We start from the raw sequence: 20,805 nt of genomic DNA on the forward strand, positions 1-20,805 counted from the left end.
GCGTGCCTGTATCATTGGTTTGTGGCTCCAAAGAGTCCAGCAATCAAGTCCATACAGGTCAGTAAAATCGCCCATGGGTCATCCCAAGTGAGCTGATTTCTTCGTCAGTGACATCCGTTGGTAGGGCGTTTGGATTTCCGATGGGATAGGAGTTACGCCATTTCGAGATCAGCCTCTTGAAGTCATCTCCGAAAGGATTGGACATGGCGCGGAAGACTGCCTCTACCACGGAGTGCGGTAGTGCTTGTGGAGGCAGGTGCGCCGCCGCGTGAAGCATGGATAACCACGCGCCGAGTGGCTGAAGGGTGTTTGTGATGCTGGCGTCCGCGACCGATGCAATGCGAATGCTAGTGCCATCGATTGGCGTCAAGATTATCTTGTCTATGGCAAGGGCGCTAGGTTCCGGCGAAAGAGTGACAAAGAGCCAGCGTCGCCTTGTCTTGGTCTGGATGTTATTTTCTGTGATGCATGATGTTTTACTGAGCGCGCCTGCGGTTATGCGACCCGCGATCCACCTTTTGAGGGGGGCGGGTGTTTCCCAGTTGCAAATGAATGGTTCCTTGATGTGGGCGATTGGGGCGGCGAATTGCAGTGCCTTGAAGAGAAAGTCGGACTGTTGAAAGGCAACTATTAGTCCGGGGAGATTTGCCGCCTCGCGGGCAGAAATGAGTTGCGTTCTGCCTTGATGGTAGACTCGAGTTGTTGCTGGCCAAGACCATGCAAGATCGGGATCGACCATTGGATCTGCTAGGAGTCTGCCTGCATAGATCCAGCCGTCTTCGAGGCGTGCTCGTGGCTCCTCTTGTAGATGTTTGGTGAGTGCTTTACCTATTTCGTTGCGGACCGTGACCTCAAGGAGTGATTGCTCGGGTGCAACATGTACAGGTGGCCGTTGTCGGTTTGACTGGGGAGGCACGCCTGAACGGGACATGGTGGTCTTGGCTGAGTGGCGGCGATCGTCGACGGCGTAATGCCACTTGGATTGCCGACTATGGGTGGTGCCCTGGTATATGCCATGGAGTGAATAGTAGTTGTCTGGTAGCTTTGGTGTTGTCTCCAGGGGTTTACCAGTAATGTCCGTCTCCTTGGGCCATTCGTCTAACCAGCTCTCTCCTTTTTGATTGATGTATGCGAGTTTGATGACTTCGCCCTCAAGCCCGCCGGATTCGAATGGAAATGAGCGAATCACGAAATTTGCATCGGGCTCTAGCGTGCTAGGTGTGTTTGTAGATCTGTCTTGAGTGATTTGTGGAGTGATTTCCGTTGTGGTGCCGAGGTCGTTAATTACGACTGGGACTTCCACGCGACGGCACCACAGTTTTGCCAGTTCTGTTAGGCGCCCTCGCGGGAGAGCATTTCTCAGTACGACTTTGATGCGGGTGCCGTGGCGCTTGGGCGCTGGACGGTTCTCAAATGGCTGATGTCTTTCGGTGAGCAGGAAGCTTTTGGGGCCGCGCAAAGTTAGTCGGAGTCCATGTGGTTCGCTTGCTGGGAGCGGATACTTGCAAGATTCCACAACGACTAGGTCACTCACGGCGAAGACGCTTAGAAATCCGACGCCGAACCTGCTTGTTGGAGCAAACTTGTAATTTTTTCGAAACTCTTCGCTTTGGTAGTAGGATTTGCCAACTTGGAGTAGATAGCGTTTTACGATAGTGCTGTCCATTCCGACGCCGCTATCCTCAATGAGGATTGCTTGTTGTGCGGAATCTTCCCCTTTGTCGCGAGGGGAAATATCGACAATGTTTGATATCGTAAGGGGATAATCTTTGCGGAAGTCGCTTGGGAACTTGGAGGGATTCTCCGGCGGGGAGAGAGTCGGGTATCTTACTGCGAAATCCTCATATAGACGGCATCTTGTGGCGTCGAGTGAGTTTTGGATTAGCTCGCGGATAAATGTCTCTGGTTGATCGTAGATGTCGTAGATGAGCCGGTCTAGGATCTGCTCTTGATCGAGTTCGAGTTTCCATCGATGGAACGTGTAGGTGGCTGTGCTTGATGGTTTGATAGTTATTGTGTGAGGGGCGTTGTGAGCAGTTGCTGGTGAGGGCCATTCGTTGTTGACAGTGCATTTAGGCGGGACCCATTCCTTATGGCGTTCGGTATGCTGCATTGCAATGCCGGCCTCACGTACCTCCTCGCTTAGCCATCCAAACCAGTCCCTTAAGATTGCGTGAGTGTCTTGATCCTGGCATTCGCATTCATATTCAATTCGTTCTGGAGATACTCTCTCGTGTGTGATTGTGGAGTATTGCTTCCAATGGGGCTGCGAGTCTGCGGGTAGCGGCGCCGCAGCTGCACAAGCATAGTGGCTCGCTCGCGCAGAACGCATATCGAGTAGATCGCCAATACGAAGGAGGCGAGCCATAAATTGGATATTGACCTCTTCTCCTCCTAGATCGGCAACCTCCTTGTATCGTTTCGTGTCGCCAATTTCGGACCTGTCAAGCCCATGGCCAACTGCAATCATGGAGATAGCTTCGAAATATCTTCTGTCGTTGAAGTCGACGAGTTCTTTGATGGAGGGATGTAGCTCAAGCGTTAGTGGCGCCCTTTGATGGTGCTGACGGCGAACGAAGTCCGCTATGAGTATGCGCAGCTGGGTTCCGACTAGATAATCCTTCAAGGCTGCTGGCTTGTTGCTGGCCTTGAGTTCTTGGATGGCGAGCCATTGGGCTGCGCCCTTTCCGCTGTCTGAAGTGAAGCTGGTCCAGTCCTTTGATTGAACGATCTCTTCGATTTGCGCGTGAGTCGCAACCATGCCCGAGTCATGAAGTAATGCTGCGCAAACTAAGATGTATGCTTCTGCTCTTGAGAATTTCGGCAAGACTGGCTTTTTGTTTCGAAATAGTAATTTCGAGAGTTGTATGATTATTTGTTCGCTGTGCGCTCTTGTGTGGTCGGGATAGTGGGGGAATAGCGCTGTGGTGTGTTGGAGCCACTTCCCCATCTCTTCGCGAATTCGAACGATTCTGGTGTGGTAGTCGTTGTCTCGCGAAAGGAACTTGATGATAGCGCACTCTTCGAAGGTGGCTGGCATGGCTAGGTTGCCCCGATAGTGTTTGTTGGCGAGATGCAGCTACGATAGATTAAATAATGAGCGTGCGCGTCGAGAAGAGCGGCCCCGTCACCACCGTCATCCTCCACCGGCCGGAGGTCCGCAACGCCGTGGACGCGGACGCGGCCTGGGCGCTGGCGGACGCCTTCCGCGCCTTCGACGCGGACCCCGACGCGCGCGTGGGCGTGCTCTACGGCGACGCAGGCACCTTCTGCGCGGGCGCGGACCTGAAGGCCGTGTCCGAAGGGCGCCTCTTGCGCCTGGAGCCGGACGGGGACGGGCCCATGGGGCCCTCGCGCATGCGCCTGTCCAAGCCCGTGGTGGCGGCCATCAGCGGTCACGCGGTGGCGGGCGGCCTGGAGCTGGCGCTGTGGTGCGACCTGCGCGTGGCGGAGGAGGACGCGGTGCTGGGCGTCTTCTGCCGACGCTGGGGCGTGCCGCTCATCGACGGGGGCACCGTGCGCCTGCCCCGGCTGATTGGCCTGTCGCGCGCCCTGGACCTCATCCTCACCGGCCGCCCCGTGCCCGCGGCGGAGGCGCTGGGCATGGGCCTGATCAACCGCGTGGTGCCGAGGGGCGAGGCCCGGAGCGCCGCGGAGGCCCTGGCCGCTCAAATCGCCGCCTTCCCCCAGGCGTGCATGAACGCGGACCGGGCCTCCGCCTACGCCCAGGCCGACCTGGCCTTCGAAGACGCGATGCGCCAGGAGTTCGAGGGCGGGGTGAAGGTGCTCCAGACGGAGTCCATCCCCGGGGCCACGCGCTTCGCGAAGGGGGCGGGCCGGCACGGCCGCTTCGAGTAGGACCCCGGGGCACACGGGGCGGGGACGCTGCGCGGCCGGTGGGACTGTGTTAGTTCGCGAAGCCATGCGCTTCGACACGCTCGCCATCCACGCCGGCCAGGAGCCGGACCCCACCACGGGCGCCATCATGACGCCCGTCTACCTGACCTCCACCTACGTCCAGGACGGGCCGGGGGAGCACAAGGGCTACGAGTACAGCCGCACGCAGAACCCCACGCGCAAGGCGCTGCAGGACTGCCTGGCCGCGCTGGAGGGCGCGAAGTACGGCGCCGCGTTCGCGTCCGGCCTCGCCGGCACGGACATGCTGATGCACATGCTGGAGGCCGGTGACCACGTCATCGTCTCCGACGACGTGTACGGCGGCACCTTCCGCATCTTCGACAAGGTGTGGAAGCGCTCGGGCCTGAGCTACTCCTTCGTGGACCTCTCCAAGCCGGAGAACTTCGAGGCGGCCATCACCCCCAAGACGAAGATGGTCTGGGTGGAGACGCCCACGAACCCGATGCTCAAGCTCATCGACCTGGCGCGCATCGCCGAGGTCGCCAGGAAGCGCGGCATCATCTCCGTCGCGGACAACACGTTCATGACGCCGTACTTCCAGAAGCCGCTGTCGCTGGGCTTCGACGTCGTGGCGCACTCCACGACGAAGTACCTCAACGGCCACAGCGACGTGGTGGGCGGCTTCGTCTGCACCAGCCGCGACGACATCGCGGAGCGGATGTACTTCCTGCAGAACGCGGTGGGCGGCGTGTCCGGCGCCTTCGACAGCTTCCTCGTGCTGCGCGGCGTGAAGACGCTGCACGTGCGCATGGACCGCCACGCGCAGAACGCGATGAAGGTGGCCCAGTACCTGTCCACGCACAAGCAGGTGAAGAAGGTCACCTACCCGGGCCTGGAGACGCACCCGCAGCACGCGCTCGCGCGCCAGCAGATGACCGGCTTCGGCGGCATGCTGACGTTCGACATCCACGGCGGCCTGGAGGCGGCGCGCACCTTCCTCAAGACGGTGAAGGTCTTCGCCTGCGCCGAGTCCCTGGGCGGCGTCGAGTCCCTCATCGAGCACCCCGCCATCATGACCCACGCCTCCGTGCCCAGGGAGACGCGCGAGAAGCTGGGCATCGCGGACGGCTTCATCCGCCTGTCCGTCGGCATCGAGGACGCGCAGGACCTCATCGACGACCTGGCGCAGGCGCTCGACCGCGTGAAGTAGTCCGGCGCTCGCTCGCGCTCCAGGGGGACGGCCTGCCCTCCGGCGCAGGGGGAATGTTGGCTTGAAGACGCCGTTCCCGGCGCGATGCGTAACCGACTGCTCGTCTCCACCTGCCTCCTGGGCGCGTGGCTCGCGACTGGCTGCGAGTCACCGCCCGCTCCCACCGACTCCGACTTCCCTCCGGCCGCGCTGCCGGAGCCGCTCGCCGCGTCCAACTGCAACCCGCTCGTCACCCGGGCGGTGACGGCCAGCGGGGACGACGGCAACGTCCCGGCCAACACGCAGGATGACGACCTGGGCACGCGCTGGAGCGCGCAGGGCACGGGCGTGTGGCTGCAACTGGACCTGGGCTCGGCGCAGACGCTCACCGGCGCCACCCTCGCGTGGCACCGGGGCAACGAGCGCCAGAACCACTTCGTCGTCTCCACGTCCACCGACGGCGGCACCTTCACCCAGGCGTACGCGGGGGACAGCGCGCTCGACACGTCCGCGCAGACGGTGTCGTTCTCCTCGCGCAGCGCGCGCTACGTGCGCATCACCGTCAACGGCAACACGGTGAACGACTGGAACTCCATCGCGGAGGCCCGCGCGTGCGCGGCCAGCGCGCCGCCGTCCTCCAGCGACTCCGGCCCCGCGCTGCCGCGCCTGCCGTACCTGCAGAGCGTGAAGCAGACGTCCGCCATCATCGCCTTCCGCACCGCCAGCACCTGCACCCCCACCGTGCGCTACGGCGAGGGCACCAGCCTCACGTCCTCCGTCAGCGCGGGCGTGTCCGGCACGCGCCACGCGGTGAAGCTGTCCGGCCTGTCCGCGGGCCGCGCCTACGGCTACGTGGTGGAGGCTTGCGGCAGCAAGACGGGCCTGCGCGGCTTCCAGACGTCCACCACGTCCAGGGCCACCACGGCGCACTTCACCGCGATGGGGGACTTCGGCACTGGCGGCAGCATGCAGGCGAAGGTGATGGCGGTGATGAACACGCCGCGGTGGCGCTCGGAGCTGCTCCTGGCCCTGGGCGACAACGCCTACCCGGACGGCACGGACGCGGAGTTCCAGGCGCACCTCTTCACGCCCATGGCCGGCCTCCTGCGCGAGGTGCCCATGTTCGCCACGCCGGGCAACCACGAGTACGTGACGAACCAGGCGCAGCCCTACCTGGACAACATGTACCTGCCCGCCAACAACCCGCAGGGCAGCGAGCGCTACTACTCGTTCGACTGGGGGCCGGTGCACTTCGTCTCCCTGGACTCCAACTGCGCGGTGGGCCTCGCGTCCGCGGACCGGTGCACGCTCGCGGCGCAGAGGGCGTGGGCGGAGGCCGACCTGGCCGCGAACACGCGCCCGTGGGTGGTGGCCTTCTTCCACCACCCGTCCTGGTCCAGCGGCGAGCACGGCTCGCAGCTCACCATGCGCCGCCAGTTCGGCCCGCTGTTCGAGAAGTACGGCGTGGACCTGGTCCTCACGGGCCATGACCACGACTACGAGCGCAGCAAGCCCATGTCCGGCGACAACGTGGCCTCCGGCTCCCAGCGCGGCATCCCGTACCTGGTGGTGGGCAGCGGCGGCGCCACGCTGCGCCCCTTCTCCACCAGCCAGCCCGCGTGGAGCGCGCTGCGCGACAACCAGGCCTACGGCTTCCTGGACGTCACGGTGGACGGCGGCACTCTCACCGCGCGGCTGATCACCTCCAGCAACACCGTGCGCGACACGCTCGTCATCAAGAAGACGCTGGCCAAGGCCTCGGCCCCGGGCGTCCGGGCCAGCGCCCTGGAGTCGGACGAGGCCGACGCGGAGGAGGCCCAGGACACGCCGCCGGGCCCCACGGACGACCGCGGCGAGCCGAAGCTCCGCGGCCCCGTGCCGCCCGCCGACACGCCCGAGTCCGTGGCCGACCCGGAGGAGCCGCTTCCGCAGTAGCCCGCGGGCCCGCCGGAGGGTAGGGAAGGGCGGGACCCAGCGCTCCACGCTGCTTGAACCGCCGGCGGACCCGGCACCAACGGAAGGGACACCATGCGCTACTTCGAGGACTTCCCCGTGGGGGAGATCATGGAGCGGGGGCCGTACGTGGTGACGCGCGAGGAGATCCTCGCGTTCGCGCGCCAGTTCGACCCCCAGCCCTTCCACATCGACGAGGACGCCGCCGGCAGGAGCATCTACGGCGGCATCATCGCCAGCGGCTGGCACACCGCCGCCATCTGCCACAAGCTCATGGTGGAGGGCCTGCTGGGGCAGGCCGCCGGCATGGGCTCGCCCGGCCTGGACGAGCTGCGCTGGAAGAAGCCGGTGCGCCCGGGGGACTCGCTCAAGGTGCGCATCGAGACGCTGGAGGCGAGGCCCTCCGTGAGCAAGCCGGACCGCGGCGCGCTCAAGCTGCGCCTGGAGGTCGTGAACCAGCACGGCGAGGTGGTGATGACGGAGGTGGCCAACGCCCTCTTCGCCCGCCGCCCGCCGGCCCCCTGACGCTCAGTCAACCACCACGGCGCAGTCCCCGAGCTCCAGCCGCAGCGGCTGCCGCGCGGGGACGCGCCACTGCTCGCCGGGCGTTGAAGACGTCGTGCCCCCGGCGGCCGTGGTCCCCCTCCACCACCTCCACGAAGTAGCAGGGGGGCCGCCGCCCACGGTCACCCGCGCGTGATGGGGCGCCACGCCGGGCCGGTCCACGACGACGGTGTTGTCGGGCGCGCTCCCCACGGTGAGCCCCGGCGTCCAGACCTCGCGCCTGCCGCCGAGCAGCACGCTGGAGAGGACCGTCCCGTCCCCCAGCGCGGGCTTCGAGGATCGTGGCGGCCATGGCACGTGCCTTTTTCCGTTCGGGGGACCCACACTTTGAGTTCCAGGGCTGACCTGGGTTACCAATACGCCCAAAGGAGAAGCCCATGTCCAACACCAATGAGGTCGTTCCTCCTCCGGCCCCCAGCCGGCTGAAGCGCCCCGTGGAAGTGGTGCGCGCGGAGCTGCTGGCGGATGAGGACGTGAAGCAGCAGGCGGAGCTGTTCAAGATCCCCGTCGCGCAGTACGTGGAGAAGATCCTCGACTACGCCATCCACCCGGACAAGCCGCCCCAACTGGAGATCATCCCCGACGAGGAGCTGAAGGCGCGCGACCCGAAGATCGCCACGGTGGAGGAGATCGGCACCCACCTGCAGAAGATCATCGACGGGGAGATCGCCATCAGCCCCGCCCAGCAGCGCGACGGCTTCAGCAGCGACAAGAGCCACGAGCAGCGCTACAGCGCCGCGCTGGGCTCCGCCAGCAAGCCCGGCCAGACAGTGGCCCCCAAGGAGGGAACCGCCGTGGATCCGGCGGAGGCCAAGAAGGGCCCCATCCGGGGCTGAGCCGTTCTCCCAAGACCCTGGAATCCCAGGGGTTTTTCACGGGAGACTCGGATAATCCAGGAACCGGAAACTTCTCCGGAGCCCCTCCGAGAATCCCACTGTCAGTCTCACTTCGAGGGCCCGCGCGGCCCTCCACGAAAAGGATCAGACCATGGGTGGCATCGGCAAGGCTCTCGGCAAGGTGATGGACATCGTCAAGCCGTTCGTGTCGGCGGTGAACCCGCTGCTCGGCGCGGCGATGGGCTTCGCCAGCGGCTTGATGCAGGGCAAGAACCCGCTCCAGTCGCTGCTGGGCGCGGCCACCGACCTCATCCCGGGCGGCGGCGTGCTCAAGAACGCGCTGGGGACCTTCGCCAACTCCGGCCTGATGGACGGCGCGGGCGGCAACAGCCTGCTGTCCGGCGCGCTGAACCTGGCGAAGGGCAAGAGCAAGGTCACCGACATCGTCGGCGACCTGTTCAAGGCCACCAAGAGCAACCCGCTCACCAACCTGGGCATGAACAACGCGACGGAGCTCGCGGCCCAGAAGATGTCCACCTTCCTCTCCTAGTCCATGAAGCCCGTCCGCTTCGACCCCAAGCTCCACCACGACCTGCTCAACCTGTGGCGCAAGCCGTGGGATGAGACGATGACCCCGGAGGCCCTGCCGGAGTACGGGTACGTGGTGCCGGGCAAGGCGGCGGGCTTCCTGTACCGCACGGACAGCTCGGTGGCGTTGATTGAAGGCATCATCGCCGCGCCCGGGCTGACCAAGGAGGACCGCGGCCAGGCCGTCGACGCCATCGTCGCCGCGATCCGCGACGAGGCCCGGAGGCAGGGCTTCAAGCTGCTCCTGGGCTACTCGCAGCTGGACGCCATCAAGAACCGCGCGGAGCGCTTCGGCTTCATGCACGTGGGCCCGGGCTACCACATGGTGGCCCTGGACCTGACGAAGCAGGACCCGCCGGGACTCTGAAGGCCCCGCCTCCCCGCTCCAGGAACACGACGGGCCCGAAGGGAGGAAGTCCTCCTCCTTCCGGGCCCGCGGTGCTTCAGGCCTCCGCCCGCCGGGCTCAGGCGGCGGTGCGGTGCAGGTGGTCGATGAGGTCGATCTTCGTGACGATGGCGACCACCGTCTCGCCGTCCTTCACCACGGCCACGTTGTCGCGCGCGAAGATCTCACGCAGCCGGTCGATGCTGGCGTCGGCGGACACGGCGCCCTGGAGCGGGGCGACGATGGGGTCGATGGCGTCCTGGAACTTCACCTTGTTGGCCACCAGGGCGTTGAGCAGGTCGTACTCGTGCACCATGCCCACGGCGCGGCCGTCGTCGGACACCACCGGCATCTGGCTGATGCCGTGGCTGCGCAGGGTCTCCACCACGTGGTCCACGCGGTCACCGCGCTTCGCCGTCTTCAGGTCGCGGGGCTTCGCGCCGATGATGTCGCGCACGGTGCCCGCGCCCTTCTCCTGCATGAAGCCGTTGTCGCGCATCCACTCGTCGGAGTGGAACTTGCTGATGTAGCTGCTGCCGGAGTCCGGGAGGACGACCACGATGGTCTTCCCCTTGCCGACCTCCTTCGCCAGCTGCACCGCCACGTGCACGGCGGCGCCGGACGAGCCGCCCGCGAAGATGCCCTCCTCGCGCGCGAGGCGGCGGGCGGCGTTGAAGCACATGCGGTCATCGACCTGGCGCACGTCGTCCACGACCTTGAAGTCCATGGCGCCGCACAGCATGTCCTCGCCAATGCCCTCGACCTTGTAGACGTGCGGCTCGGGGAGCTTGCCCGTCTTGAAGTAGCCCTCGTAGACGGAGCCCTCCGGATCCACGCCGATGTTCTTCAGGCCGGGGATCTTCTCCTTGAGGAACTTGCCGGCGCCGCTCATGGTGCCGCCGGTGCCCAGGCCGGACACGAAGTAGTCAATCTTCCCCTCGGTCTGCTGGAAGATCTCCGGCCCCGTCGTGTGGTAGTGCGCCTCGATGTTGTCCGGGTTGTGGTACTGGTTCAGCATGAACGCGCCGGGCGTCTCCTTGGCCAGGCGCTTGGACGTCTCGTAGTAGCTGCGCGGGTCCTCCGCCGGGACGTTCGTCGGCGTGACGACGACCTGGGCGCCCATGGCCTTCAGGCGGTTGATCTTCTCCAGGGACATCTTGTCCGGCATGGTGAAGATGCACTTGTAGCCCTTCACCGCCGCGGCCAGCGCCACGCCCATGCCGGTGTTTCCGGACGTGTTCTCCACGATGGTGCCGCCGGGCTTGAGCTTCCCCTCCCGCTCGGCCTTTTCGATGATGTAGAGCGCCATGCGGTCCTTGATGGACGCGCCGGGGTTCATGAACTCGCACTTCACGAGCACGGTGGCGTCGTTCGGACCGACGAGCTTGTTGAGCTTCACCAGCGGCGTGTGACCGATGGCGGTGAGGATGTTCTGTTGGATGTCCATCGTGCGTGGCTTCCCGAAAAAAGGAGGGGTCGGGGCCTTATATGTGCTCCGCCCTGTCAGGGGGAACATGCCCGGAGGCAGGGCCCTTCCTGACGCAGGATGCCGCGAGCGGCGGGGCGTTTCCCGGGCCTCTCCAGGGGACGTCCGCCGGGGACGTGGGGGCATGAAGGCGCCTCGTCGCGTAGGCGACAGGGCAGGCGCCCGGGGGGGCGTGGGGGCCACGCGGGCTTTGACCCGCCGCGCCGTGCCTCCGATACTCGCGGGCGTCGTCTCCCTCCCCCCGCTGGAGCACCCGCCCCCCATGGAACTTGAGGCCGCCCTTCGCGACCAGGTGGGACAGGCCATTGGCCGTCCCGTCCCCGATGCCCCCATCCAGAAGCTGAAGGGCGACGCGAGCAACCGCTCCTACTACCGCGTGGGCACGCCCCCGGAGAGCTGGGTGCTGATGGTGATGCCGCCGGACGCGACGAAGAAGAGCGAGGAGGCCACCAAGGGCGAGCCCCCGAAGGAGCTGCCCTTCATCAACGTGCACCGCTACCTGGAGAAGCTGGGCGTGCGGGTGCCGCGCATCCTCCGCTACGACGAGCCCGCCGGCATCATGGTGCTGGAGGACCTGAGCGACATCACCTTCGAGTCCGCGCTGGAGGGCGGCCGCCACAACCAGGCGCTCTACACGCGCGCGGTGGACCTCCTGGCGAAGCTGCGCGTGCAGGCGGAGAAGCAGCGCGACCCGGAGTGCCTGGCCTTCACGCGCGCCTTCGACGAGGACCTGTACGACTGGGAGCTGCACCACTTCCGCGAGTGGGGCCTGGAGGCCTGGAGCGGCAGGACGCCCACGGACGCGGAGCGCGCGGAGCTGGACGCCACGTTCCGGAGCATCGCGAAGCAGCTCGCCGCCGCGCCGCGAGGCTTCACGCACCGCGACTACCAGAGCCGCAACATCATGGTGAAGGAGGGCGAGCTGGTGGTCATCGACTTCCAGGACGCGCTCCAGGGCCCGCGCCAGTACGACCTGGTGGCGCTCCTGCGCGACAGCTACGTGGAGCTGGACCGCGACTTCGTGGACGCGATGCTGGACCGCTACATCGCCACGTTCGAGAAGGAGAGCGGGGAGAAGATCGACGCGAAGGAGTTCAAGGCGTTCTTCGACCTGCTCACCATCCAGCGCAAGCTGAAGGACGCGGGCCGCTTCGAGTACATCCACCGCGTGAAGGGCAACCCGGGCTTCCTGGTGTCCATCCCCGCGTCGCTGCGCTACGTGAAGGCCGCGTTCGCGCGCCGGCCGGAGCTGGCGCCGCTGCAGGCGCTGGTGGCGAAGTACGTGCCCGAGCTGGCGGCCTGAGCCCATGAAGGCGATGGTCCTCTGCGCGGGCCTGGGCACGCGCCTGCGCCCGCTCACGGAGCGCTGGCCCAAGCCGGCCATGCCGTTCCTCGGGCAGCCGCTGCTGCGCTACCACCTGGCGGTGCTGAAGGCCGCGGGGGTGACGGAGCTGGGCATCAACACGCACCACCTGCCGGACACGATGGCGGCGGTGGCTCGCGCGGAGTGCGAGCGCGCGGGGCTGCCGCTGCGCGTGGTGCACGAGCCCGTCATCCAGGGCACGGGCGGCGGCATCCGCGGCCTGCGCGACTTCCTCTCCGGCGAGGACTTCCTCGTGTTCAACGGGGACATCCTCTTCCCGGTGGACTTGAGGCCGGTGGTCGCGGCGCACCGGGCCTCCGGCGCGGTGGCGACGATGGTGCTCCTGCCCATGCCGGAAGGGGAGACATACGCGGCGGTGGAGGCGGACGCGGGCGGGCAGGTGCGCCGCATCGCGGGCCACGGGCCGGGCGGTGCGGGGCTGACGCCGTGGCACTTCACGGGCGTGCACGTGATGTCGCCCAGCGTGTTCGACTTCATGACGGCCGAGGGCCCCGAGGACATCAACCGCGAGGTCTACGTGCGGGTGATGCAGGCGGGGCTCCAGGTGCGGGGCCACGCGGTGGACGCGTACTGGTCCGACCTGGGCATGCCGTCGCGCTACCTGGCCACGGTGCGGGACGCGCTCGAAGGGCGCGTGCCGCTCCAGGCGCTGGGGACGGCCTCGCCGCTCCACGGGCTGAGGGCCGGGGCGGACGGCGCCTGGGTGCACCCGGAGGCCCGCGTCGCGGGGACCGTGCGAGGCCCCGCGTACGTGGGCGCGGGGAGCGTCGTGGACGCGGGCGCCACCGTGGGCCCGGGCGTGTCGGTGGGCCCGGGCGCGACGGTGGGGCAGGGCGCGAAGCTGGAGCGCTGCGCCGTGTTCGAGGAGACGCGGGTGTCCCCCGGTGAAGCGCTCACCGAGGTGCTCGCGTGGGGCTCGCACCGGGTGCCCGCGCCGCTGGGCGGACGCTGAGCCCACCCGGGGCTCGGGGCTGACCGGGTCCACCTCCACGCGGGGCCGAGCCGCGCGTCGCGACCGACGCGGGGGCCTCCTCAAGACGAAGGCCCGCGCTCCCCAGGGGAGCACGGGCCCTTACGCGTCCGGAGGGGACGGGCGCCTCAGGCGGCGTGGTAGCGCGCGAGCACGCAGGTGACGTTGTCGTTGCCGCCCGCCGCGTTGGCCAGGTCGATGAGCTGGCCGCACGCCTTCTCCAGCTCTGGCGTGCGCGACAGGATGTCCTGCATCTGCGCGTCGGTGATCATGCCGCTCAGGCCGTCCGAGCACAGCAGGAAGACGTCGTTCTCCAGCGGATCCACGCGCGAGACGTCCACCTGGACCTGCTCCTTCATGCCCAGCGCGCGGACGATGACGTTCTTGTGGGGGAAGTTCTCGATCTCCTCCTGCGTGAGCTTCTTCGCCTTGAGGTAGTCGTTGAGCAGCGAGTGGTCCTCGGTCACCTGCTGGAGGATGCCGCCGCGGAAGAAGTACACGCGGCTGTCGCCCACGTGGCCCACGTAGGCCGCGTTCTCCGCGAAGTGCACGGACACGATGGTGGTGCCCATGCCCTTGTACTTGGAGTCCGCCGTGGCGCGCTCGAAGATGCGCGCGTTCGCCAGCTTGATGCCGGTGGCCAGGCGGTTCTCGTCGTAGTTGCGCTGCTTGTCCATCTTGAAGGGCCAGGTGGCGTCCTGGTCCTTGGACGTGAGGCGGAAGAACTCACCCAGCTCGTCCACGGCGATGCGGCTGGCGATCTCCCCGGACGAGTGGCCGCCCATGCCGTCCGCCACGCACACGAGGTTCTCCTCGGTGAGCACGAGGTAGTTGTCCTCGTTGTGGTTCCGCTTCATCCCGACGTGGGTGCTGCCGGCGACCTCGATGCGCATGCGAAGGGACTCTTCCGGGGAGAGGCGTGAAAATCGGGGCGCGACGTTAACAAAGCGCTCCAAAAGGGGTCAAAAAGCTCGCGCCTGTCCCAGCGGTCCACCCTCCGGGTGCGGGTCGGGGGACGGGCCCCCGCCTCCGGGCCTCCTAGGCGGCCGGGGCTTCCTCGGGGGTGAAGACCAGGCGGTCGCCCTCCTGGGTGCCGCTGGCCAGGAGGACGCCGGCGGGCAGCTCCAGGACGGAGCGGGCCTTGAAGTAGATGGCCGAGGCGCGCCAGGGCGGCATGGCGGACAGTTGCTTGACGATGCGCCCTTCCGCGTCCAGGAAGGCGACGTCGATGGGGATGCGCATGAAGAAGGTGTGGATGGAGTTGCAGGGGTCGATGTGCATCCCACCCCCCATGGGCAGCGAGGCGCGGCCCATGAGCCCCTGGAAGCGCTGGACGAAGGACTCGGCGCGTTCGGCGCGGTCCGCGAGCAGCCGCTGCCGCGTTTCGTTGGTCACCCTCCAGTGCATGTCCGGTGTTCTATCCCATGCTTGAGCCGCTGGCGTCCCCCCTGCACCTGGTCCTCGTGTCGCCCCAGATTCCGCCCAACACCGGCAACGTGGCCCGGCTGTGCGCGGTGACGGGGTGCCGGCTCATCCTGGTGGAGCCCTTGGGGTTCTCCATCGACGACCGGCACCTGAAGCGGGCCGGGCTGGACTACTGGGACAAGGTGTTCCTGAAGCTGTACCCGACCTATGGCGCCTACGTGGCGGAGCACCCCCAGGCCCGGCGGTGGCTGTTCTCCGCCCGGGCGGAGACGTCGCTGTACGCGGCGCGGTTCGAGCCGGGGGACCACCTGGTGTTCGGCTCGGAGGTGACGGGGCTGCTGTCGGAGGTGATGGAGGGGGGGACGGGGACGCCGGTGACCATCCCGATGCTGCCGGAGCGCCGGAGCTTGAATCTTTCGACATCGGTGGGGATTGGCGCCTACGAGGCGCTGCGTCAGGTGCAGTTGGGGACAGCGGGCAGGCAGGCGCCGCCGTCGAATTGAGGGGCGAGCGGGACGGGCTACACTCCGTGGCCGAATGTCCGCCTCGCAGGTCGCCGAAGCGCTGTACGTCGCCCACAAGTCCCGAGCCACCGGCCGGCTGACGCTGCACGCCGGCGGACGCGAGTCCGCGCTGTGGCTGCGCGAGGGCGACCTCGTGGGCGCGAAGCTGGGGTTCGGGTACCAGACGCCCGCGCAGGCGCTGCTCCAGAGCGGGTTGTTGAACGTGGACGCCCTGGACGCGCTCTGGGCGCGGGGCGGGGCGGCGGCGCCGGACGAGGAGCTGCTGGAGGACGGCGGGCTGCGGCCGGCGGTGGTGCACGAGCAGCAGGTGCTGGCGCAGGTGCGCCGGCTGAGCGAGCTGGCGGAGCGCGCGGACTTCGAGGCGGAGGCGGTGGAGGCGGCGGGGGATTTCGCGCCCATCGCGGGCGTGCGCGTGGTGCGCGCGGCGCTGGAGCCAGCGCCGAGCGAGCCCGTGTCCGCGAGGGTGTACCGCTGTCCGGACGTGGCGGCGTGTGAGCCGTGGCTGACGGATGCGTCGGAGCGGGGCCTGTTGGAGACGCTGGGGGCGTTCCGCCAGCCGGAGTCGCTGACGGGGGCGCAGCAGGCGCTGCTGCGAGTACTGGAGCGCGAGGGCCGCATCGAGGCCCTGTCGGTGGAGGAGTGGGAGGAGCGCGAGCGGCTGCGGCGCGAGGAGGAGCTGCGGCAGGCGGAGGAGGAGGCCTGGGCCATCGAGGAGGCGCGCCGGCGCGAGGAGGCGGAACGGCGCGCGGAAGAGGCGCGGCTGGCGGAGCTGGCGCGGCTGGAGGCGGAGCGGATCGCCGAAGAGGCTCGACTGGCGGAGGAGGCGCGGCTGGCGGAGGAGGCGCGCATCGAGGCCGAGCGGCTGGCGGAGGAGGCGCGGCTTCGGGCAGAGGAAGAGGCGCGGCTGGAGGCGGAGCGGATCGCCGAAGAGGCGCGACTGGCGGAGCTGGCGCGCATCGAGGCCGAGCGACTCGCGGAAGAGGCTCGACTGGCGGAGCTTGCGCGGCTTGAAGCGGAGCGACTCGCGGAAGAGGCGCGGCTGGCGGAGCTTGCGCGGCTTGAAGCGGAGCGACTCGCGGAAGAGGCGCGGCTGGCCGAGGAGGCCCGTCTTCGTGCCGAGGAGGAAGCTCGCCTTGCGGAGGAGGCCCGTCTCGCGGAAGAGGCGCGGCTGCGCGCGGAGGAGGAAGCGCGACTCGCGGAAGAGGCGCGGCTGGCCGAGGAGGCCCGTCTTCGTGCCGAGGAGGAAGCTCGCCTTGCGGAGGAGGCCCGTCTCGCGGAAGAGGCTCGTCTCCGGGCGATCGAGGAAGCTCGCCTTGCGGAGGAGGCCCGTCTCGCGGAGGAGGCTCGTCTCTGGGCGATCGAGGAAGCTCGCCTTGCGGAGGAGGCTCGTCTCGCGGAAGAGGCTCGTCTCCGCGCGATTGAGGAGGCTCGCCTCGCTGAAGAGGCCCGCCTTCGTGCAGAAGAAGAGGCGCGTCTGGCCGAAGAGGCACGGCTTCGTGCGGAGGAAGAGGCTCGCCTTCGAGCAGAGGAGGAAGCGCGTCTCGCTGAAGAGGCCCGCCTTGCCGAGGAAGCTGCTCGAATCGAAGCCGAGCGTCTGGCTGAAGAGGCTCGACTGGCGGAGTTGGCTCGCATTGAGGCGGAGCGTTTGGCGGAAGAGGCTCGGCTTGCGGAAGAGGCTCGTCTCGCCGAACTGGCGCGCATTGAAGCCGAGCGTCTAGCGGAAGAGGCGCGGCTGGCCGAAGAGGCTCGCCTTCGCGCAGAGGAGGAAGCGCGGCTCGCCGAGGAGGCCCGCCTTGCGGAAGAGGCTCGCCTTCGCGCTGAAGAGGAAGCGCGGCTCGCCGAGGAGGCCCGCCTTGCGGAAGAGGCTCGCCTTCGTGAGGAAGAAGAGGCTCGCCTGGCCGAGGAAGCACGTCTCGCGGAGGAGGCGCGTCTCGCCGAGGAGGCCCGTCTTCGTGCCGAGGAAGAGGCGCGACTGGCCGAAGAGGCGCGGCAGCGTGCGGAAGAAGAAGCACGGCTCGTTGAGGAGGCCCGACTCGCCGAGGAGGCTCGACTCGCGGAAGAGGCGCGGCAGCGTGCGGCGGAAGAAGCACGTCTCGCGGAGGAGGCCCGCCTCGCTGAGGAAGCTCGGCAGCGTGCGGAGGAGGAAGCTCGTCTCGCGGAAGAGGCTCGACTGGCCGAAGAGACACGTCTCGCGGAAGAGGCTCGACTGGCCGAAGAGGCTCGACTGCGGGCGGAGGAAGAGGCGCGCCTGGCGGAAGAGGCTCGACTGGCCGAGGAAGCCCGCCTCCGTGCGGAAGAAGAAGCGCGGCTCGCTGAAGAGGCTCGACTGCGGGCGGAGGAAGAGGCTCGACTCGCTGAAGAGGCCCGACTCGCGGAAGAAGCGCGGCTTCGCGCGGAGGAGGAAGCGCGGCTCGCTGAAGAGGCCCGACTCGCGGAAGAAGCTCGGCTTCGCGCGGTAGAGGAGGCGCGTCTCGCCGAGGAAGCCCGTCTTCGTGCCGAAGAGGAGGCGCGACTGGCGGAAGAAGCACGCTTGGCCGAAGAGGCTCGGCTTCGTGCGGAAGAGGAGGCTCGGCTAGCGGAAGAGGAAGCACGCCTCGCTGAAGAAGCACGTCTGGCCGAAGAGGCTCGGCTTCGTGCTGAGGAAGAAGCACGTCTCGTTGAAGAGGCCCGCCTGGCTGAGGAAGCTCGGCTTCGTGCTGAGGAAGAAGCACGTCTGGCCGAAGAGGCTCGACTGGCCGAAGAGGCTCGACTTCGTGCGGAGGAAGAGGCACGTCTCGCGGAAGAGGCTCGACTTCGTGCGGAAGAAGAGGCTCGGCTTGCAGAGGAGGCACGCCTCGCGGAGGAAGCCCGTCTTCGTGCCGAAGAGGAGGCGCGAGTAGCCGAAGCGGCACGGTTGGCGGAAGAGGCGCGTCTCGCCGAAGAGGCTCGCTTGGCCGAAGAGGCGCGGCTTCTTGCGGAGGAGGCGCGTCTCGCCGAGGAGGCCCGTCTTCGTGCCGAGGAAGAGGCGCGACTGGCGGAAGAAGAGCGGCTGCGCGCTGCCGAAGAGGCCCGTCTGGCGGAAGAGGCGCGCATCGCGGAGGAAGCTCGTCTCCGTGCGATCGAGGAGGCGCGTCTCGCCGAGGAAGCGCGCCTGGCCGAAGAAGCGCGCCTGCGCGCGGAGGAAGAGGCGCGTCTCGCCGAGGAAGCGCGCCTGGCCGAAGAAGCGCGCCTGCGCGCGGAGGAAGAGGCGCGTCTCGCCGAAGAGGCTCGCTTGGCCGAAGAGGCGCGTCTTCGCGCAGAGGAAGAGGCGCGTCTCGCCGAAGAGGCTCGCTTGGCCGAAGAGGCGCGTCTTCGCGCGGAGGAAGAAGCGCGTCTGGCGGAAGAGGCCCGACTCGCCGAGGAGGCCCGGCTTCGCGCTGAAGAGGAAGCCCGACTCGCCGAGGAGGCCCGTCTTCGTGCCGAAGAGGAGGCGCGGGTAGCCGAAGCGGCACGTCTCGCCGAAGAAGCTCGACTCCGTGCCGAAGAAGAAGCCCTCCGGGCCGAAGAGGCGCGCCTCGCGGAAGAGGCCGCGCGCGTCGAAGCCGCCCGGCTCGCCGAGGAATCTCGCGCTCGCGCCCAAGCCGAAGCACAGCGCCTTGCCGAAGAGGCGCGCCTTGCCGAAGAGGCGCGCCAGGCCGAAGCCGACCGCCTCGCCGAAGCGGCCCGCGCCGCCGAAGTCGAACGCCTCGCCGAAGAGGCCCGGGCCGCCGAGGCCCAACGCCTGTCTGACCAGGGCAAACCCGTCCACCCCCCCTCACTCCCCCGGCGCCCCCGCCCGGCCGCGCCCTCCACGCCGCCCCCGGTCCTCGTCCCCGTCGCCGCCGCGCCCGCGGAACCCGAACCCCTCACGCTCGCGGTCGAGGACATCATCCTCACCGCGGACCCGGAACCCGCCGCCCCAGCGAACTGGGCGGACTCCATCCCCGCGTCCCCCCGCGACGCGCTGGAACTTCCCGCCACCGACAACACCGCCGCCCTCACGGAGGCCCGCAAGCGCGCCCAGGACGCCCTGCTCCAGGACATGGCCGAGGCCCTGCGCCGCTCGGCCTCCACGCCCATGGACCCCTGGCTCACCGAGGAGCCCTCGCGCTTCCCCGTCGCGCCCCCCCCGGAACCCGACCTCCCCCTCCTCGAGGTCGAGCCGGAGAGCTGGGGCGACATCGTGCCCGCCGCCGCACCCCTCCCCGACACCCGCGCCTCCGAGCCCGCCGCCCCCGTCGTCCCCGCCGAGGCGCCTCCCCAGCCGGACCTCTGGGCCGTCCAGCCCCCCAAGTTCCCCGCATCCTCCAGCCCGCCCGTGCGCCCCGCCCGCGCCAGCGAGGACGACCTGTGGCGCATCGTCTCCTTCGACGAGTCCAACGACCCCGCCCAGAACCTCACCGCCTCCTTCGAGGCCGCCCTCCAGCAGGTGGACGCCCACCTGGAGGCGCTCATCCGCTCGGATGTCCGCTCGGCGGGCGACGCCAATGAATTCCTCGTCGAGGCCATCGTCGAGGCGACATTCGAGCCGCTGCCTTCTCCCCCTGCCTCCGCCTTCCCCGGTGACAACGCGGGGGCTTCTGGCCAGACTGGGGATGAGCTGTCCGGTGATCTGGACGACTGGGATTTTGACGAGGACGACGTGGCGGCCGAAGACCCCTCCAACCCCGACGAAGCCTCCAAGCTCCGGCGCCAGCGCCTCCTGCGCCGCGCCATGGAGAACATGGGCACGCTCGGCGCCCGCCCCGTTCCCCCCGCCGCGAGCACCCCGGCCGCGTCCGAATCCGTCGCGCCGCCAGCCGCCAGCGTCGCCGCGCCCTCGGAGCCCCCCAGGCCCGACGAGGGCCGGCTCGCGCAGCAGATCGAGCAGCGCTACGCCGACATCCAGACCCGGAAGGACCACTTCGTCACCCTGGGTGTCCCGCAGGACGCCACGCGAGACCAGGTGAAGGCCGCCTTCCTGAGCCTCGCCAAGGTGTTCCACCCGGACCGGCTGCCGCCGTCCCTGCCTCACCTGGCGCCGAAGATCACCGCCGTCTTCGAATCCATCCGCGAGGCCTACGAAGTCCTCCACGACGACACCCGCCGCAAGAACTACCAGCAGGCCCAGCAGGGCGCGCAGGCCGCCCCCAAGCCTCCAGCGCCCGCGGGTGCCCGGCCCGGCAGCCCCGGCGCGGCCCGCGCGGACACCAACGCGGACGACCTCTTCCGCATGGGCGAGGTGTTCTTCCGCAAGCGCGACTTCGTCGCCGCCAGCGAGCACTACGAGCGCGCCCACGCCCTGGACCCCAAGCCGCTGTACCTGGCGGCGCGCGCCTGGGCCGTCTACATGGACCCCAACCGCAAGGCCGACATGCCCCGCGCCAAACAGTGGATGGCGGATGCGGTGCGCACCGACCCGAACTGTGATCGCGCCCACTACCAGCTGGGCGTCATCGCGCGCGTGGAGGGGGACATGGACCGCGCCGAGCGGCACTTCCGGGAAGCCGTCCGCGCGAACCCCAAGCACCTGGAGGCGAACCAGGAGCTGCGGCTCATCGACATGCGCAAGAAGAACCCGCCCAAGAAGGGTCTCTTCCGCTGACCTGCCTGTTCCCCGGGGAGGGGACCGGCCGGTTTTCCGGACAGTCCCGCCCATTGACACAC

Annotated in this window: 16 protein-coding genes; 11 read left to right on the forward strand and 5 right to left on the reverse strand. The window is 68.0% G+C overall.

Translation table 11 applies throughout. The features are described 5' to 3' along the window. Positions 1-58: 58 nt before the first annotated feature. Positions 59-3,040, reverse strand: a complete 2,982-nt coding sequence (locus U8525_RS13750; RefSeq protein ID WP_374265620.1) for an ATP-binding protein — start codon at positions 3,038-3,040, stop codon at positions 59-61. A 56-nt stretch (positions 3,041-3,096) separates the two neighbouring features. Here U8525_RS13750 and U8525_RS13755 point away from each other — a divergent pair, with 56 nt between their 5' ends. The 4 genes from U8525_RS13755 (at position 3,097) to U8525_RS13770 (ending at position 7,525) form a co-directional block, all read left to right on the forward strand. Continuing rightward, positions 3,097-3,858: a crotonase/enoyl-CoA hydratase family protein gene (locus U8525_RS13755; protein WP_374265622.1), complete on the forward strand. Its 762-nt coding sequence runs from the start codon at positions 3,097-3,099 to the stop codon at positions 3,856-3,858. 64 nt (positions 3,859-3,922) lie between these two features. Beyond that, positions 3,923-5,068: a cystathionine gamma-synthase gene (locus U8525_RS13760; RefSeq protein ID WP_374265624.1), complete on the forward strand. Its 1,146-nt coding sequence runs from the start codon at positions 3,923-3,925 to the stop codon at positions 5,066-5,068. An 84-nt stretch (positions 5,069-5,152) separates the two neighbouring features. Continuing rightward, entirely contained in the window at positions 5,153-6,982 is a 1,830-nt protein-coding gene (locus U8525_RS13765) for a discoidin domain-containing protein (RefSeq protein ID WP_374265626.1), read from the forward strand. A gap of 93 nt (positions 6,983-7,075) precedes the next feature. Continuing rightward, positions 7,076-7,525, forward strand: a complete 450-nt coding sequence (locus U8525_RS13770; protein ID WP_374265628.1) for a MaoC family dehydratase — start codon at positions 7,076-7,078, stop codon at positions 7,523-7,525. Positions 7,526-7,528: 3 nt separating this feature from the next. Here U8525_RS13770 and U8525_RS13775 read toward each other — a convergent pair whose 3' ends face one another. After that, a complete protein-coding gene (locus U8525_RS13775) occupies positions 7,529-7,861 on the reverse strand; it encodes an FHA domain-containing protein (protein WP_374265630.1) in 333 nt (110 codons plus the stop codon). 80 nt (positions 7,862-7,941) lie between these two features. Here U8525_RS13775 and U8525_RS13780 point away from each other — a divergent pair, with 80 nt between their 5' ends. The 3 genes from U8525_RS13780 (at position 7,942) to U8525_RS13790 (ending at position 9,355) form a co-directional block, all read left to right on the forward strand. Further along, entirely contained in the window at positions 7,942-8,400 is a 459-nt protein-coding gene (locus U8525_RS13780) for a hypothetical protein (protein ID WP_374265632.1), read from the forward strand. A gap of 151 nt (positions 8,401-8,551) precedes the next feature. Continuing rightward, positions 8,552-8,950 carry a hypothetical protein gene (locus tag U8525_RS13785; protein WP_374265634.1) on the forward strand — a complete coding sequence of 133 codons (399 nt, stop codon included), beginning with the start codon at positions 8,552-8,554 and terminating at the stop codon, positions 8,948-8,950. Between the two features lie 3 nt (positions 8,951-8,953). Continuing rightward, a complete protein-coding gene (locus U8525_RS13790; RefSeq protein WP_374265636.1) occupies positions 8,954-9,355 on the forward strand; it encodes a hypothetical protein in 402 nt (133 codons plus the stop codon). A 97-nt stretch (positions 9,356-9,452) separates the two neighbouring features. Here U8525_RS13790 and U8525_RS13795 read toward each other — a convergent pair whose 3' ends face one another. Then, positions 9,453-10,820: a pyridoxal-phosphate dependent enzyme gene (locus U8525_RS13795; RefSeq protein ID WP_374265638.1), complete on the reverse strand. Its 1,368-nt coding sequence runs from the start codon at positions 10,818-10,820 to the stop codon at positions 9,453-9,455. Positions 10,821-11,121: 301 nt separating this feature from the next. On the opposite strand from U8525_RS13795, the gene U8525_RS13800 reads away from it, so the two are divergent. Continuing rightward, entirely contained in the window at positions 11,122-12,162 is a 1,041-nt protein-coding gene (locus U8525_RS13800) for an aminoglycoside phosphotransferase family protein (protein WP_374265640.1), read from the forward strand. Positions 12,163-12,166: 4 nt separating this feature from the next. Next, positions 12,167-13,195: a sugar phosphate nucleotidyltransferase gene (locus tag U8525_RS13805; protein WP_374265642.1), complete on the forward strand. Its 1,029-nt coding sequence runs from the start codon at positions 12,167-12,169 to the stop codon at positions 13,193-13,195. A gap of 146 nt (positions 13,196-13,341) precedes the next feature. Here the strand turns inward: U8525_RS13805 and U8525_RS13810 are convergent, their stop codons facing one another. Further along, positions 13,342-14,106: a Stp1/IreP family PP2C-type Ser/Thr phosphatase gene (locus tag U8525_RS13810; protein ID WP_374265644.1), complete on the reverse strand. Its 765-nt coding sequence runs from the start codon at positions 14,104-14,106 to the stop codon at positions 13,342-13,344. A 145-nt stretch (positions 14,107-14,251) separates the two neighbouring features. Then, complete coding sequence (locus tag U8525_RS13815; protein WP_374265646.1) at positions 14,252-14,620, reverse strand: DUF192 domain-containing protein; 369 nt, start codon at positions 14,618-14,620, stop codon at positions 14,252-14,254. 17 nt (positions 14,621-14,637) lie between these two features. Here U8525_RS13815 and U8525_RS13820 point away from each other — a divergent pair, with 17 nt between their 5' ends. Together U8525_RS13820 and U8525_RS13825 are read left to right on the forward strand one after the other, a co-directional pair. Beyond that, positions 14,638-15,141, forward strand: a complete 504-nt coding sequence (locus U8525_RS13820) for a tRNA (cytidine(34)-2'-O)-methyltransferase (protein ID WP_374265648.1) — start codon at positions 14,638-14,640, stop codon at positions 15,139-15,141. A gap of 34 nt (positions 15,142-15,175) precedes the next feature. Next, positions 15,176-20,743 (forward strand): DnaJ domain-containing protein, encoded by a 5,568-nt coding sequence (locus tag U8525_RS13825; protein WP_374265650.1) that lies wholly within the window; start codon positions 15,176-15,178, stop codon positions 20,741-20,743. The last annotated feature ends 62 nt before the right edge of the window (positions 20,744-20,805 follow it).

The sequence above is a fragment of the Corallococcus sp. RDP092CA genome, assembly GCF_041903675.1.
Taxonomy (GTDB): Bacteria; Myxococcota; Myxococcia; order Myxococcales; family Myxococcaceae; genus Corallococcus.

Bases quoted from the DNA above. Each gene is read 5' to 3' on its own strand.
- U8525_RS13825 (WP_374265650.1), top strand. From the start codon at position 15,176: ATGTCCGCCTCGCAGGTCGCCGAAGCGCTGTACGTCGCCCACAAGTCC.
- U8525_RS13770 (WP_374265628.1), top strand. From the start codon at position 7,076: ATGCGCTACTTCGAGGACTTCCCCGTGGGGGAGATCATGGAGCGGGGG.
- U8525_RS13750 (WP_374265620.1), bottom strand. From the start codon at position 3,040: ATGCCAGCCACCTTCGAAGAGTGCGCTATCATCAAGTTCCTTTCGCGA.
- U8525_RS13755 (WP_374265622.1), top strand. From the start codon at position 3,097: ATGAGCGTGCGCGTCGAGAAGAGCGGCCCCGTCACCACCGTCATCCTC.
- U8525_RS13785 (WP_374265634.1), top strand. From the start codon at position 8,552: ATGGGTGGCATCGGCAAGGCTCTCGGCAAGGTGATGGACATCGTCAAG.
- U8525_RS13800 (WP_374265640.1), top strand. From the start codon at position 11,122: ATGGAACTTGAGGCCGCCCTTCGCGACCAGGTGGGACAGGCCATTGGC.
- U8525_RS13760 (WP_374265624.1), top strand. From the start codon at position 3,923: ATGCGCTTCGACACGCTCGCCATCCACGCCGGCCAGGAGCCGGACCCC.
- U8525_RS13790 (WP_374265636.1), top strand. From the start codon at position 8,954: ATGAAGCCCGTCCGCTTCGACCCCAAGCTCCACCACGACCTGCTCAAC.
- U8525_RS13795 (WP_374265638.1), bottom strand. From the start codon at position 10,820: ATGGACATCCAACAGAACATCCTCACCGCCATCGGTCACACGCCGCTG.
- U8525_RS13780 (WP_374265632.1), top strand. From the start codon at position 7,942: ATGTCCAACACCAATGAGGTCGTTCCTCCTCCGGCCCCCAGCCGGCTG.
- U8525_RS13805 (WP_374265642.1), top strand. From the start codon at position 12,167: ATGAAGGCGATGGTCCTCTGCGCGGGCCTGGGCACGCGCCTGCGCCCG.
- U8525_RS13820 (WP_374265648.1), top strand. From the start codon at position 14,638: ATGCTTGAGCCGCTGGCGTCCCCCCTGCACCTGGTCCTCGTGTCGCCC.
- U8525_RS13810 (WP_374265644.1), bottom strand. From the start codon at position 14,106: ATGCGCATCGAGGTCGCCGGCAGCACCCACGTCGGGATGAAGCGGAAC.
- U8525_RS13815 (WP_374265646.1), bottom strand. From the start codon at position 14,620: ATGCACTGGAGGGTGACCAACGAAACGCGGCAGCGGCTGCTCGCGGAC.
- U8525_RS13765 (WP_374265626.1), top strand. From the start codon at position 5,153: ATGCGTAACCGACTGCTCGTCTCCACCTGCCTCCTGGGCGCGTGGCTC.